The organism is Streptosporangium sp. 'caverna' (assembly GCF_003203775.1).
Classification (GTDB): Bacteria; Actinomycetota; Actinomycetes; order Streptosporangiales; family Streptosporangiaceae; genus Streptosporangium; species Streptosporangium subroseum.
Genome location: NZ_CP029711.1, coordinates 3,245,703 through 3,259,078, shown reverse-complemented (window position 1 = coordinate 3,259,078; position 13,376 = coordinate 3,245,703). Strand labels below are relative to the sequence as shown.

11 protein-coding genes are annotated in these 13,376 nt (G+C 69.8%); 3 read left to right on the top strand and 8 right to left on the bottom strand.

The window, feature by feature from the left end:
• Positions 1–48 precede the first annotated feature (48 nt).
• Genes argB through argC form a run of 3 tightly spaced genes read right to left on the bottom strand, consistent with a single transcriptional unit; the run spans position 49 to position 3,289 of the window.
• Complete coding sequence (argB, locus tag DKM19_RS14420) at positions 49–1,119, bottom strand: acetylglutamate kinase (RefSeq protein ID WP_110696133.1); 1,071 nt, start codon at positions 1,117–1,119, stop codon at positions 49–51.
• Complete coding sequence (gene argJ, locus DKM19_RS14415) at positions 1,116–2,270, bottom strand: bifunctional glutamate N-acetyltransferase/amino-acid acetyltransferase ArgJ (protein ID WP_110696132.1); 1,155 nt, start codon at positions 2,268–2,270, stop codon at positions 1,116–1,118. The genes argB and argJ overlap by 4 nt, the downstream gene beginning before the upstream one ends.
• Positions 2,267–3,289: an N-acetyl-gamma-glutamyl-phosphate reductase gene (gene argC / locus DKM19_RS14410; protein ID WP_110696131.1), complete on the bottom strand. Its 1,023-nt coding sequence runs from the start codon at positions 3,287–3,289 to the stop codon at positions 2,267–2,269. The genes argJ and argC overlap by 4 nt, the downstream gene beginning before the upstream one ends.
• A 269-nt stretch (positions 3,290–3,558) precedes the next feature.
• Here argC and DKM19_RS14405 point away from each other — a divergent pair, with 269 nt between their 5' ends.
• The 3 genes from DKM19_RS14405 (at position 3,559) to DKM19_RS14395 (ending at position 7,255) form a co-directional block, all read left to right on the top strand.
• On the top strand, positions 3,559–5,220 hold the full coding sequence (locus tag DKM19_RS14405; protein WP_110696130.1) for a class I adenylate-forming enzyme family protein: 1,662 nt from the start codon (positions 3,559–3,561) through the stop codon (positions 5,218–5,220).
• Positions 5,221–5,340: 120 nt separating this feature from the next.
• The gene (locus DKM19_RS14400) at positions 5,341–6,594 is read left to right on the top strand and encodes an MFS transporter (RefSeq protein ID WP_110705715.1); all 1,254 of its coding nucleotides are present in this window, start codon (positions 5,341–5,343) and stop codon (positions 6,592–6,594) included.
• An 82-nt stretch (positions 6,595–6,676) separates the two neighbouring features.
• Positions 6,677–7,255 carry a Uma2 family endonuclease gene (locus tag DKM19_RS14395; RefSeq protein WP_110696129.1) on the top strand — a complete coding sequence of 193 codons (579 nt, stop codon included), beginning with the start codon at positions 6,677–6,679 and terminating at the stop codon, positions 7,253–7,255.
• Positions 7,256–7,259: 4 nt separating this feature from the next.
• Here DKM19_RS14395 and DKM19_RS14390 read toward each other — a convergent pair whose 3' ends face one another.
• The 5 genes from DKM19_RS14390 to DKM19_RS14370 all read right to left on the bottom strand — a co-directional run bounded on the left by DKM19_RS14390 (position 7,260) and on the right by DKM19_RS14370 (position 13,316).
• Positions 7,260–7,508 (bottom strand): hypothetical protein, encoded by a 249-nt coding sequence (locus DKM19_RS14390; protein ID WP_110696128.1) that lies wholly within the window; start codon positions 7,506–7,508, stop codon positions 7,260–7,262.
• Positions 7,509–7,642: 134 nt separating this feature from the next.
• Positions 7,643–10,171, bottom strand: coding sequence for a phenylalanine--tRNA ligase subunit beta (pheT, locus tag DKM19_RS14385; RefSeq protein WP_110696127.1), 2,529 nt, complete (start codon positions 10,169–10,171; stop codon positions 7,643–7,645).
• The gene (gene pheS / locus DKM19_RS14380) at positions 10,171–11,211 is read right to left on the bottom strand and encodes a phenylalanine--tRNA ligase subunit alpha (RefSeq protein ID WP_369990508.1); all 1,041 of its coding nucleotides are present in this window, start codon (positions 11,209–11,211) and stop codon (positions 10,171–10,173) included. The genes pheT and pheS overlap by 1 nt, the downstream gene beginning before the upstream one ends.
• Positions 11,212–11,340: 129 nt before the next feature.
• Complete coding sequence (locus tag DKM19_RS14375; RefSeq protein WP_110696126.1) at positions 11,341–12,423, bottom strand: ATP-binding protein; 1,083 nt, start codon at positions 12,421–12,423, stop codon at positions 11,341–11,343.
• A 77-nt stretch (positions 12,424–12,500) separates the two neighbouring features.
• A complete protein-coding gene (locus tag DKM19_RS14370) occupies positions 12,501–13,316 on the bottom strand; it encodes an RNA methyltransferase (RefSeq protein ID WP_110696125.1) in 816 nt (271 codons plus the stop codon).
• Between the last annotated feature and the right edge of the window lie 60 nt (positions 13,317–13,376).

Sequence of the window (13,376 nt, the reverse complement as noted above, 5' to 3'; positions counted from 1 at the left end):
CCTCGAAGCGCTTGCTGAGCGCGTCTCCGACCGGACGCTCGTACAGGCTCACTCGTCACTCCCGTTCAACTGGACGGAGGCCGCCGGCCCCCGCTTGACCAGATTGGGTACCGCTGCCGTCTCGGCCGTCTTGGCCGTCTCGGCGATGTCCGGCAGCACCATGGTTCCGACGCCCTGGTCGGTGAAGATCTCCAGCAGCACCGAGTGGGACACCCTGCCGTCGAGCACATGTGCCTGGGGCACGCCGCCCTGGACGGCGGTCAGACACGCCTCCATCTTGGGCACCATGCCGCTGGACAGGCTCGGCAGGAGCTCTTCCAACTCTGTGGCGAAGAGTTCGCCGATCACTACGTTGACCTGGGCTGATCCCGCGTCACCCGCATCATCCCCGCCGCTCGCGCCGTTCATGCCTGCCGCATCGGTCCCGTCCTTCGCGACGGTCACGCCGCCGGTGCCGGGACGCCAGTCGCGGTAGAGCCCCTCGACGTCGGTCAGGACGATCAGCTTGGACGCCTGCAGCGCCACGGCGAGGGCCGCGGCGGCGGTGTCGGCGTTGACGTTGTAGACGGTGCCGTCGTCGCTGCGCGCGATCGAGGAGATCACCGGGATGCGCCCGTCGTCCAGCAGCGCCCGCACGGCTCCGGCCTCGACCCTGACGATGTCGCCGACCTGGCCGATGTCCACCGTGACGCCGTCGACGACGGCGTGCTTGCGGACCGCGGTGAACAGGTGGGCGTCCTCGCCGGACATGCCGATCGCGAACGGCCCGTGCCGGTTGATCAGGCCGACCACGTCCCGGTTGACCTGCCCGACCAGGACCATCCTGACGACCTGCATGGCCTCGGGACTGGTGACCCTGAGTCCGGCGGTGAAGGTGGACTCGATGCCCAGCCTGTCGAGCTGGGCGTTGATCTGCGGGCCGCCGCCGTGCACGATCACCGGCTTGAGCCCCGCGTACCGCAGGAAGACGACGTCCTCGGCGAACTTCTCGCGCAGGTGCTCCTCGGTCATCGCGTTGCCGCCGTATTTGATGACGACGGTCGCCCCGTGGAAGCGGGCCAGCCAGGGCAGCGCCTCGATCAGCGTGTGGGCCTTGACCAGGGCGTCGGCGGTCCTCATGACGAGTACGCCGAGTTCTCGAGGACGTAGGCCGCGGTGAGGTCGGTGGTGTGGACCGTCGCCGAGTGCGGGCCCGCCGACAGGTCGATGGTGATCGTCACATCGCGGGGGCTCAGGTCGACCTTGGACCGGTCGTCCCCGGCGGCGCCGCCCCGGCAGATCCAGATGCCGTTGATGGCCACGTTGAGCCGGTCGACCTCGAAGACCGCGTCGGTGGTGCCGACCGCCGACAGCACCCGGCCCCAGTTGGGGTCCTCCCCGTGGATGGCGCACTTGAAGAGATTCGAACGGGAGACGGCGCGGGCGACGGTCACGGCGTCGTCCTCCGACACCGCGCCGACGACCTCGATGGCGATCGCCTTGCTGGCGCCCTCGGCGTCCACCAGGAGCTGGCGGCTGAGGTCGGCGCAGACGGCGTGGACCATCTGCTCGAACTCGCCGAGATCCGGGACGACCCCCGAGGCGCCGCTGGCCAGGAGCAGCACGGTGTCGTTGGTGGACATGCAGCCGTCGGCGTCGAGCCGGTCGAAGGTGACCCTCGTCACGTTGCGGAGCACCGCGTCGAGCTGGGCGGCGGGCAGGTCGGCGTCGGTGGTGATCACACACAGCATGGTGGCCAGGCCGGGGGCGAGCATGCCCGCGCCCTTGGCCATGCCGCCGACCATGTAGCCGCCCTCGCCCCGCTTGAAGGAGATCTTGGAGACGGTGTCGGTGGTGCGGATGGCGTCCGCGGCGGCCAGGCCGCCGTCCCTGGCGAGCTGGGAGACCGCGAGGTCCACCCCGCCCAGCAGGGCGTCCATCGGCAGTCGCTCACCGATCAGGCCGGTGGAGCAGACCGCGATCTCGCCGGCCGACTCCCCCAGCGCCTCGGCGACCTTCTCCGCGGTGGCGTGGGTGTCCTGGAAGCCGAGCGGTCCCGTGCAGGCGTTGGCTCCGCCGGAGTTGAGGATGACCGCGTGGACCCGGCCTCCGGCCAGCACCTGCTGGGACCACAGGACCGGCGCGGCCTTCACGCGGTTGACGGTGAAAACACCGGCCGCGGCGCGCGAGGGGCCGTCGTTGACGAGTAGTGCCAGGTCGCGGGCGACACCGGACTTGATTCCGGCGTCGACACCCGCCGCCCGGAAGCCGAGGGGGGCGGTCACACTCATGGGGCAACTCCATTGAGAGGAAGGCCGAGATCTTCTGGCAGGCCGAGGGCGAGGTTGGCGCTCTGGATCGCGCCTCCCGCGGTCCCCTTGGTCAGGTTGTCGAGGGCGATGACGACGACGACGCGTCCGGCGCGCTCATCCAGGGCGACCTGGAGGACGGCGGTGTTGGCGCCGAGGGTCATCGAGGTCGCGGGCCACTGCCCCTGGGGCAGGAGCCGCAGGAACGGCTCGTCCTTGGTCGCGATCTCGTAGGCCTCACGCAAGGCCTGCGAGGTGAGGTCCGCCCGGGCAGGCGCCGTGCAGGTGGCGAGGATGCCCCGGCTCATCGGGGCCAGCATGGGGGTGAAGGAGACCTTCACCGGCTCGCCCGCCAGCGGGGAGAGGTTCTGCTCCATCTCGGGGATGTGCCGGTGGACACCGCCGACGCCGTACGCGCTGACCGAGCCCATCACCTCGCTGCCCAGCAGGTTCGGCTTGAGCGACTTACCCGCCCCGCTGGTGCCGGTGGCGGCGACCACGACCACGTCGGGCCGGGCGAGACCGGCGGCGAAGGCGGGGAACATCGCCAGGGTGACGGCCGTCGGGAAGCATCCGGGGACGGCGATCCTCGAGGTGCCGCGGAGCCTGTCGCGCTGGCCCGGCAGCTCGGGCAGGCCGTACGGCCAGGTGCCGGCGTGGACGCCGCCGTAGAAGTGGTCCCAGGCGGCGGGGTCGGACAGACGGAAGTCCGCACCGCAGTCGACGACCAGCGTGTCCGGGCCGAGCTGCTCGGCGACGGCGGCCGACTCGCCGTGCGGGAGGGCGAGGAAGACGAGGTCGTGACCGGTGAGGGCGTCGGCGGTGGTGTCGAACAGGATCCGGTCGGCCAGCGGGGCCAGGTGGGGCTGGTGGGCGCCCAGCGCGGTGCCCGCGCTGGATTTCGCGGTGAGCGCGCCGATCTCGATCTCGGGATGGGACAGCAGCAGGCGCAGGAGCTCACCTCCGGCATAACCGCTCGCGCCTACGATGGCCGCTCGCATCCATCCCCCTCAAGTCTGCATGTTTATGCGTACGTTCTCATGAACTTACTAGAGAGATTATGCATCGCCAAGGATTGTCATGCAAGTCTCGGAAGAGGGAGGCCTTCGGCAACACTCGCACCCAGGCTGGTCAAAGCACCACAAATAGGATTTTTCTCTATTTATGACCGCGAACTGGAAATCACCAGTCGCGCTCGGGCACTGTTGTACGTACCTACCGGTCGGTATCGTGACGTTTCCGGCCCCTCCGCCCCCGGGAGTATCAACGTATGACTGTCACCCATGACCAGGTCCAGGCCCAGCTCACCGGCCCCGGGCAGCTTTTCGAGATGGACGACGTCCCCAGCCACGGCGGGACCGTCAAGACCTGGAAACACGCCCCCGGCGACTTCCGCGCACTCCTCGAGACAAGCCGGCTCCATGGAGACAAGATCTTCCTGACGTACGAAGAGGAGCACCTCACCTACGAGGAGCACTTCCGGCGGGCGGCCACGCTGGCGCGGCGCCTGGTGGAGGAGTACGGCATCGTCAAGGGCGACCGGGTGGCCGTCGCCATGCGCAACTATCCGGAGTGGGTGATCGCCTTCTCCGCCACGCTGGCGGCCGGGGCGATAGCCGTACCGCTCAACGCCTGGTGGACCACGCAGGAGCTGGAGTACGGGCTGTCGGACTCCGGGGCCAAGGTCCTGATCGCCGACGGTGAGCGCGCGGCCAAGCTGCCCGGCCTGACACAGTCCCTGATCGTCACCCGGGGCGAGGTGCCGGAAGGCGCCCGCTCGTTCGAGGACGTGCTGGGCGCGGTCGAGGCGGACGTCACCCTGCCCGCGGTCGAGCTCTCCCCCGAGGACCCGGCCACGATCTTCTACACCTCGGGCACGACGGGCCGCCCCAAGGGCGCGCTCGGCAGCCATCGCAACCTCGGCCAGTCGCCCATGACCGTCGCCTACAGCCTGATGCGCGCCGTGCTCCTGGCGGGCAGGGACCCGGCGGAGACGACCGGGCAGCGCCGCGTCACCCTGCTCACCGTGCCGCTCTTCCACGTCACCGGCTGCTTCTCGGTGATGACCACGACCATGTTCACCGGCGGCACCGTCGTGCTGATGTACAAGTGGGATGCGGGACGGGCGCTGGAACTGATCGAACGCGAGAAGATCACGGGAATGACCGGCGTGCCGACCAACGTCTGGCAGCTCCTGTCCCACCCCGATCTGGCCAAGTTCGACGTCTCCAGCCTCGTCGGCCTCGGATACGGCGGCGCCCCCGCCCCGCCGAAGCTCCTGGAGCGCATCACCACGCAGCTACCCAACCGCGCCCCCTCCAACGGGTACGGCATGACCGAGACCACCGCGCTCGCCATCGGCAACAGCGGCGCGGACTACCTCGCCAAGCCCGACAGCATCGGCCTGCCGGTGGCCGTGGTCGAGGTGAAGATCGCCGACCCGACCGGCGACGAGGTGCCCGTCGGCGAGATCGGCGAGCTCTGCATGCGCGGCCCGAACGTGATCCTCGGCTACTGGAACCGCCCCGACGCCACCGCCGAGACCTTCGTGAACGGCTGGCTGCACACCGGCGACCTGGCCAGGGTCGACGACGAGGGGTTCGTGTTCATCGTGGACCGGGCCAAGGACATGGTCATCCGCGGCGGTGAGAACGTCTACTGCGCCGAGGTCGAGGCCGCGCTGTTCGAACACCCCGCGGTGGACGACGTCGCGGTGATCGGCATCCCCCACGACGAGCTGGGCGAGGAGGTCGGCGCGGTGGTACGGCTGACGTCACCGGTGTCCCCTGAGGAGCTGCAGGCGTTCCTGCGCGAGCGCATCGCGGCCTTCAAGATCCCGGTCCGGTTCTGGGTGCGCGAGGGCGAGCTTCCCCGCAACCCCGGCGGAAAGATCCTCAAGACCCTCCTCCGCAAGGAGGTCCTGGGCTCCTGACGCCGCCCGGCGGTGACCTGCCGGAAAATCACTTGATTTGGCGCAGGTCACCGCCGACACTGACTGTTCGTGCCAGAGAACCCCGATCGATCGATCAGAACCCTGATCCGTCACATGAAGATGGATCTCAGTCCCCTGCGAGACTCCCGCGACTTCCGGCTGCTCTTCGGCTCCGGGGTGGTCACGATGTTCGGCACCTTCCTGACATTGGTCGCCGTCCCGCTGCAGATGAAGGAGCTCACCGGCTCCTACCTGGCGGTCGGCCTGGTCAGCGCGGCGGAGTTCGTGCCGATGGTGCTGTGCGGGCTCTGGGGCGGGGCGATCGCGGACGCGCTGGACCGGCGCAAGATCATCCTTTACACCGAGATCGGGCTCTGCCTCACGGTCCTGATCCTGATGATCAATGCGATGCTGCCCGAACCGCAGGTCTGGGTGCTGTACGTGGTCGGCGCGCTCTCGGCGGGCCTGGGCAGCCTGCAGCGGCCCAGCCTGGAGTCGCTGATGCCGCGCGTGGTGAGGCACGACCAGCTCACCGCCGCCGCCGCGCTGAGCAGCTTCCGCTGGAACCTCGGCGCCATCGTCGCCCCTGGCCTCAGCGGCCTGATCGCGGCCTGGTACGGCGTCGCCGCCGCGTACGGCATCAATGTGGCGACCTTTCTGATCTCCCTGGGCCTGCTCTGGATGGTGAAGGCCCCGCCCCGGTCCGAGGACGCTCCCGCCGCGTCGATCCGCGCTCTGGTCGACGGGGTCCGCTACGCCGTGGGCCGTCCCGACCTGATGGGCACCTACCTGGTGGACATCGCCGCGATGGTCTTCGCGTTCTCCACCGCGCTGTATCCGTTCCTCGCCGACGAGCTGGGCGTTCCGGAGGCGCTGGGCCTGTTCTACTCCGCCTCCGCCGTCGGCTCGCTGATCGCGTCGGTCACCTCCGGCTGGACCAACCACATTCACCGGCACGGCCTCGGCGTGATCATCTCGGCGATCGTGTGGGGCGCCGCGGTGGCACTGGCGTCCGTCATGCCGAACGTCTGGGGCATCTTCGCCTGCCTGGCCCTGGCCGGGGCCGCGGACATGGTCAGCGGCGTCTTCCGGGCGACCGTCTGGAACCAGACCATCCCCGACGAGTTCCGCGGCCGCCTGGCGGGCATCGAACTGCTCTCCTACACCAGCGGCCCGATGATCGGCAACGCCAGGGCGGGGCTGATGGCCAATTTTGGCGGGAGTCGCTTCTCCCTCGGCGCGGGCGGCCTGCTGTGCGTCGGCGCGGTGGTCGCCATGGCCGCGCTGCTGCCGAAGTTCAGAAACTACGACGCCCGCACCGACGAGCACGCCATCAGGGAACGCACCCGCCGCGAGGAGCTCGCCCAGGCCTGAGGAGGCACCGGGAAAGTATCCTCACCGAACGGAACCCTGTTGCTACTGTGACGACATGAAGGTCGACGTACGGAGCCCTGAGATGACGGAGTCCTCGCTGCCCGACTGGGCCTTCCCGCCGCCCGGGGGATTCACCGCGGAAGACCTCGATCGCATTCCGCAGTTGCCCGCACACACAGAGTTGATTGATGGAAGCCTGGTCTTCGTGAGTCCTCAGGCTTCCTTCCACATGCTCGCGGTAGAGCTTCTGATGATCGCCCTGCGCCGGGCCGTACCCGCCGATTTTCGCGCGCGCCGGGAGATGAGCGTCGTGCTGGGCAAGCGGCAGCGGCCCGAACCGGACGTGAGCGTCATCCACGCCTCCGGTCAGCACAGCCTGGAGCAGACCGCCTACCGGGCGGAAGATGTCGTGCTCGTGGTGGAGGTCATCTCCCCCGAGTCTGAGAACCGCGACCGTGATCGCAAGCCGGCGCTGTACGCCCAGGCGGGGATCAAGCACTTCTGGCTGGTCGAGAACCAGTCGGGCAGGCCGGCGATCTACGTTTACGAGCTCGATCCCCTCGCCCGCTCCTACGTTCTCACCGGCATCCACCACGACCGGCTCAAACTCTCGGCCCCCTTCGACATCGACATCGACCTGACGGAGATCGACAGCCTCTGAGCCGTCACTCCGTCTCGCGCCAGCCGTCGTGCTCCTCGGCCAGCGCGTCCAGGCGGGCCAGGCCCTCCTCCGCGATGGCGCCGGCGGGGTCCTCGACCACGACGAGCCACTGGGCGTCCTCGGCGTCGTCCTCGCCCGCGAGCGTCTCCCTGACCACCGTGGGAGGGTCGATCTCCGAAAAGAACTCCTCGCCCACGGTCTCCGCGACCGCCTCGGCGTCGTCACGATCGGCGAACACCAGCAGGTGCCTCATCGTCCCCTCCCGGGATGAAGTCTCCGGCCGAAGCCGAGGCCGCTCACCGGACGCCACGTGGCCGGTGAGCGGCTCTCTTTTAAAAACAGGAGGCCCCCGGCGGCCGTGCCGCCGGGGGCCTCCTCACGCGTGGATCAGACGCCGCGGAGCTGGGCTCCGGTGCGCTCGCCCGCCAGGGCCACGGCCGTATCACGGGCCGCGGTGGTCTCCTCGACGGTGAGCGTACGGTCTGCGGCCCGGAACCTCAGGGAGTAGGCGAGGGACTTCTTGCCCTCGCCGACCTGGGCGCCGGTGTAGACGTCGAACAGGCGGATGGACTCCAGGAGCTCGCCCGCCCCCTCACGCAGTGCCGCCTCCACCGGGGCCACCGGGGTGTCCGCGTCGACGATGAGCGCGACGTCCTGGCTCGCGACCGGGTAGGCGGAGATCACGGGTGCCTGTGCCGAGCTGACCGGCAGCGACTCCAGCCTGGTCAGTTCCAGCTCCATCGCGCAGGTGCGCGGGGGCAGGCCGTACGCCTCGATGACGCGCGGGTGCAGCTCGCCGGCGTGACCGACGAGCGTGTCTCCGGCGTACAGGGCGGCGCAGCGGCCCGGGTGCCAGGGCTCGTGCTGATCGGCGCGGACGTCGAGGGTGACCCCGGCCTCGCGGGCGATCGTACGGGCCGCCTCGACGGCGTCCGCCCAGTCGGCGGCGCGGCCCCTGCCCCACCAGCCCGACGGGTCGAACTCTCCGGCCAGCACGACCCCGACCCGCAGGGGCTGAGCGGGCAGCGCGGCCTCGATCGAGGCGAGCTCCCGCTCGTCCGGCCTGTGGGCGACACCGAGCACCGGGGCCACCGCGGGGGCGTCCTTCGAGGGGCGATAGACCAGGCCCATCTCGAACAGCGCCACATCGCCCCAGCCCCGGCCCACGTTGCGGACCAGTGTCTTGAGCAGGCCCGGCAGCAGGGTGGTCCGCATCAGCGGCTCGTCCTCGCTGAGCGGGTTGGCCAGCCGCACGGCCAGGCGGCGCGCGTCGTCGGCGGGCAGTTGCAGGTTGTCGAAGTCACGCTCCCCGTTGAACGGGTAGGCGAGGATCTCGACGTAGCCGGAGGCGGCCAGCGCCCGGCCGACCCGGCGGCGCAGCCGCTGAGCCTCGCTGAGACCGGTGCCCGCCGGGGCGGTCGGCAGGATCGAGGGCAGGTTCTCGTAGCCTTCGAGCCGGATGACCTCCTCGGCGAGGTCGTTCGGGTCGGTCAGGTCGGGCCGCCACGAGGGCGGGGTGACCTTCAGCATGTCCTCGCCGGTGACCGCGAGCTTCGCGGCGATCTCGCCGGCGGAGCCGCTCTCTCCCTCGGGCGACCCCTCCTCGACCGTGCAGCCGACCTGCTCCAGGCGGCGGATCACCGTCTCGCGGTCATAGGTGGTCCCGGCGACCTTCCCGGGATGACCGCTCGGGATGAGGATGTGGACTTGCTCGACCGGGGCCGCGGCGTGGGTCACGCCCGGCTGGATCGTGCCGCCGCCGAGCTCGGCCAGGAGCAGGGCCGCACGCCAGGAGGCCTGCAGCGGGAGCTCCCGGTCCACGCCCCGCTCGAAGCGCTTGGACGCCTCGCTGACCAGGTTGTGGCGGCGGGACATGCGGGCGGTGCCGCTGGACGAGAAATGCGCGGCCTCGATCACGATGTCGGTGGAGTCATCGGAGATCTCGGTGTGCAGACCACCCATGGTCCCGGCCATCGAGATCGCACCCGACTGGTCGGTGATCAGGATGTCTTCCGGGTTGAGCGTGCGCACGACGTGGTCGAGCGTCTCCAGCGTCTCGCCGGGCTCGGCCCTGCGCACGACGATCTCGCCGGTCAGCTTCGCGGCGTCGAAGGCGTGCAGGGGCTGGCCGAGCTCCAGCATGACGTAGTTGGTGACGTCCACGGCCAGCGAGACCGGGCGCATGCCGGCGCGGGAGAGCCGCGCCCGCATCCACGGCGGGCTCTCGGCCGAGGGGTTGAACCCCCGGATCTCGCGCAGCACGAAGCGGTCGCACGCCGACGGGTCGGCGATCGAGGCCGGGTAGGACGGACCGGACTCGGCGGGCGGCGAGACGTCGGCCGGGTCGAGGAACGCCGAGTCGAAGGCGGTGGCGGCCTCGCGGGCCACGCCCCGGATGGAGAGCGCGTAGCCGATGTCCGGGGTGATCTCCAGCTCGATCACGTCGTCGCGCAGGTCGAGCAGCTCGACCACGTCGACGCCGATCGGAGTGCCCTTGGGCAGCACGAGGATGCCGGGCGAGGAGTCGGCCATGCCGAGCTCCGCCTCCGAGCAGATCATGCCGTCGGACAGGCGTCCGTAAGTCTTGCGCGAGGCGATCTCGAACCCACCGGGCAGTACGGCGCCGGGCAGCGCGACCGGGACGCGGTCTCCGACCTCGAAGTTGGTCGCGCCGCAGACGATCTCACGCGGCGTGGCCTCCCCCACCTCGACCTGGCAGTGGCGGATCGGCTTCTTGAAGCCCTCCAGCAGCTCGATCGCGAGCACCTCGCCGACGACCACGTTCTTGATGTCGTGGCCGTAGGAGGTGACACCCTCCAGCTTGAGTCCGGCGGCGGTGAGCTTCTCGGCGACCTCGTGAGCGGTGACCGCGGGGAGATCGACGTACTCCCGCAGCCATGAAAGCGGGACCTTCATCAGACCTCCATTCCGAAGGGAAGCGTGAAACGAACGTCTCCCTCGACCATGTCGCGCATGTCCTCGGCATTGTGGCGGAACATCAGGGTGCGCTCGACGCCCATGCCGAAGGCGAAGCCGCTGTAGCGGCCGGGGTCGACACCGCAGGCGATGAGCACCCGCGGGTTGACCATGCCGCAGCCGCCCCACTCGATCCAGCCCTCCGACTTGCAGGTGCGGCAGGGCGGGTTGCCGGGAATCGCGGAGTTACCACGGCAGACGAAGCACTTCAGGTCCATCTCGGCCGAGGGCTCGGTGAACGGGAAGTAGTTCGGCCGGAACCGGGTGGTGATGCCCTCGCCGAACATGACCTCGGCGAAGCGGTCCAGGGTGCCCTTGAGGTGGGCCATGGTCAGGCCCTCGTCGATCGCCAGCCCCTCGATCTGGTGGAAGACCGGGGTGTGGGTGGCGTCGAGCTCGTCGGTGCGGAACACCTTGCCCGGAGCGATCACGTAGATCGGGGGCTTGCGGCTGAGCAGCGTCCGGATCTGCACCGGGGAGGTCTGGGTCCGCAGCACCTTGCCCGAGTCGACGGACTCCACGAAGAAGGTGTCGTGCTCGGAACGCGCCGGATGGTCGGGGGAGATGTTCAGGGCGTCGAAGTTGAACCACTCCCCTTCCAGCTCGGGTCCCTCGGCCACCCCGTAGCCCATCGCGACGAACACGTCGGCGATGCGCTCCTGCAGGGTGGTCAGCGGGTGCCGGGCGCCATGCGGGGCCCGGCCGGAGGGCAGCGTGACGTCGACGGTCTCCTCGACGAGGACCCGCTCGTCGCGCTCGGCCTCCAACTCGGCCTGGCGCACGGCGAGGGCTTCGGCGATGGCCTTGCGGGCACCGCCGATGCGCTTGCCCGCTTCGGCGCGGGCCGCCGGGGGCAACACGCCGATCTCACGGTTGGCCAGGGCGATCGGCGAGCGATCACCGACGTGCGTGAGCCGTACCTGCTTGAGTTCGTCGAGGTCGCGCGCCGCCTTGATGGCGTCGAGCGCGTCGGCCTGCATGCGCGCCATCTCATCGGCGTGCAGCGGGGTCACCTCAACGGGGTCGTAGTTAGACAAGAGAGAGCTCCGAATCCAGGGCTTGAGCGGCCATGAGTCTAGTCGGGAAAGCCCACCGGCCAGGAATCCGCGTCAGGCGAAGTCAGGGGTGCCGGTGGGCACCATAAATCGAAACTCGGCCCCGCCCTCGGGCCCCCGCTGCACGGAGATGGTGCCGCCATGGGCCTCGATCAGGCCTTTGACGATGAACAGGCCGAGACCGGTACCGCCGCGGCGGCGGGCGTTACCCCGCCAGAACTGCTGGAACACGCGCGTGACCAGCTCGGGCGGGATGCCCTCTCCCTGGTCGCGGACGGACACGGTCACTCCCCATTCGTTCGGCTCAACACCTATTGTCACCGTACCGCGCCCGTGACGCACCGCGTTTTCCATCAGGTTGGCCAGCACCTGATCGATCTTGTCCTGGTCGAGCCAGGTCTCCGGAAGCTCGCCGCCCATCTCCAGCCGGAAACGGTCGTCCGGCTCCCCCGCGGCCACCCGGCCCGCGATGATCTTACGGATCCTGGCCGGGATGTCGACCACCTGGCGGTGGATCTCCAACCGCCCGGACTCGATCCGGGACACGTCGAGCAGCTCGGTGATCAGCCGGGTCACCCGGTCGGCGTCGGCGTTGACCGTCTCCAGCATGACCAGTTTCTGGTCATCGGTGAAGCGGGTCCACTTGGCCAATAGCGTCGCGGTGAACCCCTTGACGCTGGTCAGCGGGGATCGGAGCTCATGGGCGACGGTGGAGACCAGGTCGGCGCGGCTGCGCTCCAGGCGGGCGCGGGCGCCGGCGTCACGCAGCGTGATCACCACCCGGACGATCTCTCCGCCCCGCTCGGGGGTGCGCACCAGACGCGCGGCCACGAGCATCTCCTGGCCGCCGGGGGTGCGCAGCGAAAGCTCCGGCTGGCGGGTGCGGGTGGGCAGCCCGCCGTAGGTGTCGAGCCATTTCCACCAGTCGCGCCCGTCGCGGTCGCGGAAGGAGAACACATCCCGCAGATGCCGGCCGACGGCCTGATCGTGGGTGACGCCCGTGAGACGGGCCGCGGCGCGGTTGACGGTCAGCACATGGCCGTCCCTGTCGGTCACGACGAGTCCGTCAGGAAGATCGTTCACGTCGATCACAGACGCGGTTTCAGCGCTCCGCTCGTCGATGTGTTCGCCGTGCACGACCCCGCCTCCTCGACGCTACAGGGCCGACAATAGCGGGTTTCCCACGTTGTACGGCAGCCCCGGAGCACAGGGCCTCACCCAGCACCGGGACCGGTGCGCTGAGATCGGGCAGATGCGTACAGACACACCGCGGCGGCGGTCGCGAGGTTCAGGCTCTCGGCCCGGCCGTAGATGGGCACCTGCACCACCTCGTCGGCCAGCCGCAGGATTTCCTCCGGAAGTCCCCATGCCTCGTTGCCGAAAATCCACGCGGTCGGACCGGACAGATCCACATCGTCCAGGGTCTGCTTGCCCGCACCGTCGGCGGCGAGCACCCGCAGCCCGGTGTCCTTCAGCTTCTGTACGGCCTCCGCCACCGGGACCCCCGTGGTGACCGGGAGATGGAACAGGCTGCCGGCGCTGGCCCGTACGCATTTGCCGTTGTAGGGGTCCACCGAGGCGTCGGTGAAGACCACCGCGTCGGCGCCCGCCGCGTCGGCCGTGCGCAGCACGGTGCCCGCGTTGCCGGGGTCGCGGACGTGGGCGAGCACGGCCACCAGCCTGGCGTCGGCGGTCACGGCGCGTTCCAGGGGCACGTGCACGAAGCGGCACACGGCCAGCAGCCCCTGCGGGGTGACGGTCTGGGCGAGTTCGGTCATGACCTCGCCACTGGCCCGGAAGAGGGGCACCCCGGCGAGGGTGGCGGCGGTGATGATCTCGGCGTGCCGCAGTTCGGCGTCGGCCGTGGCGAACAGCTCCGTGACGACGCCGTCCAGCGCGAGCGCCTCACGGACCGCCTGCGGCCCCTCGGCCAGGAAGGAACGGTCACGGTCCCTGAAGGCCCGTTTGGTCAGCCGCCGCACGGCCTTGACCCGCGGCGACTTGATGTTGGTCAGCTCAGATCCGGCCATGCCCGTCCCCCAAGAATGCGAATGCGGCCCACAGCGTGATCGCTGCGGGCCGCATATTCG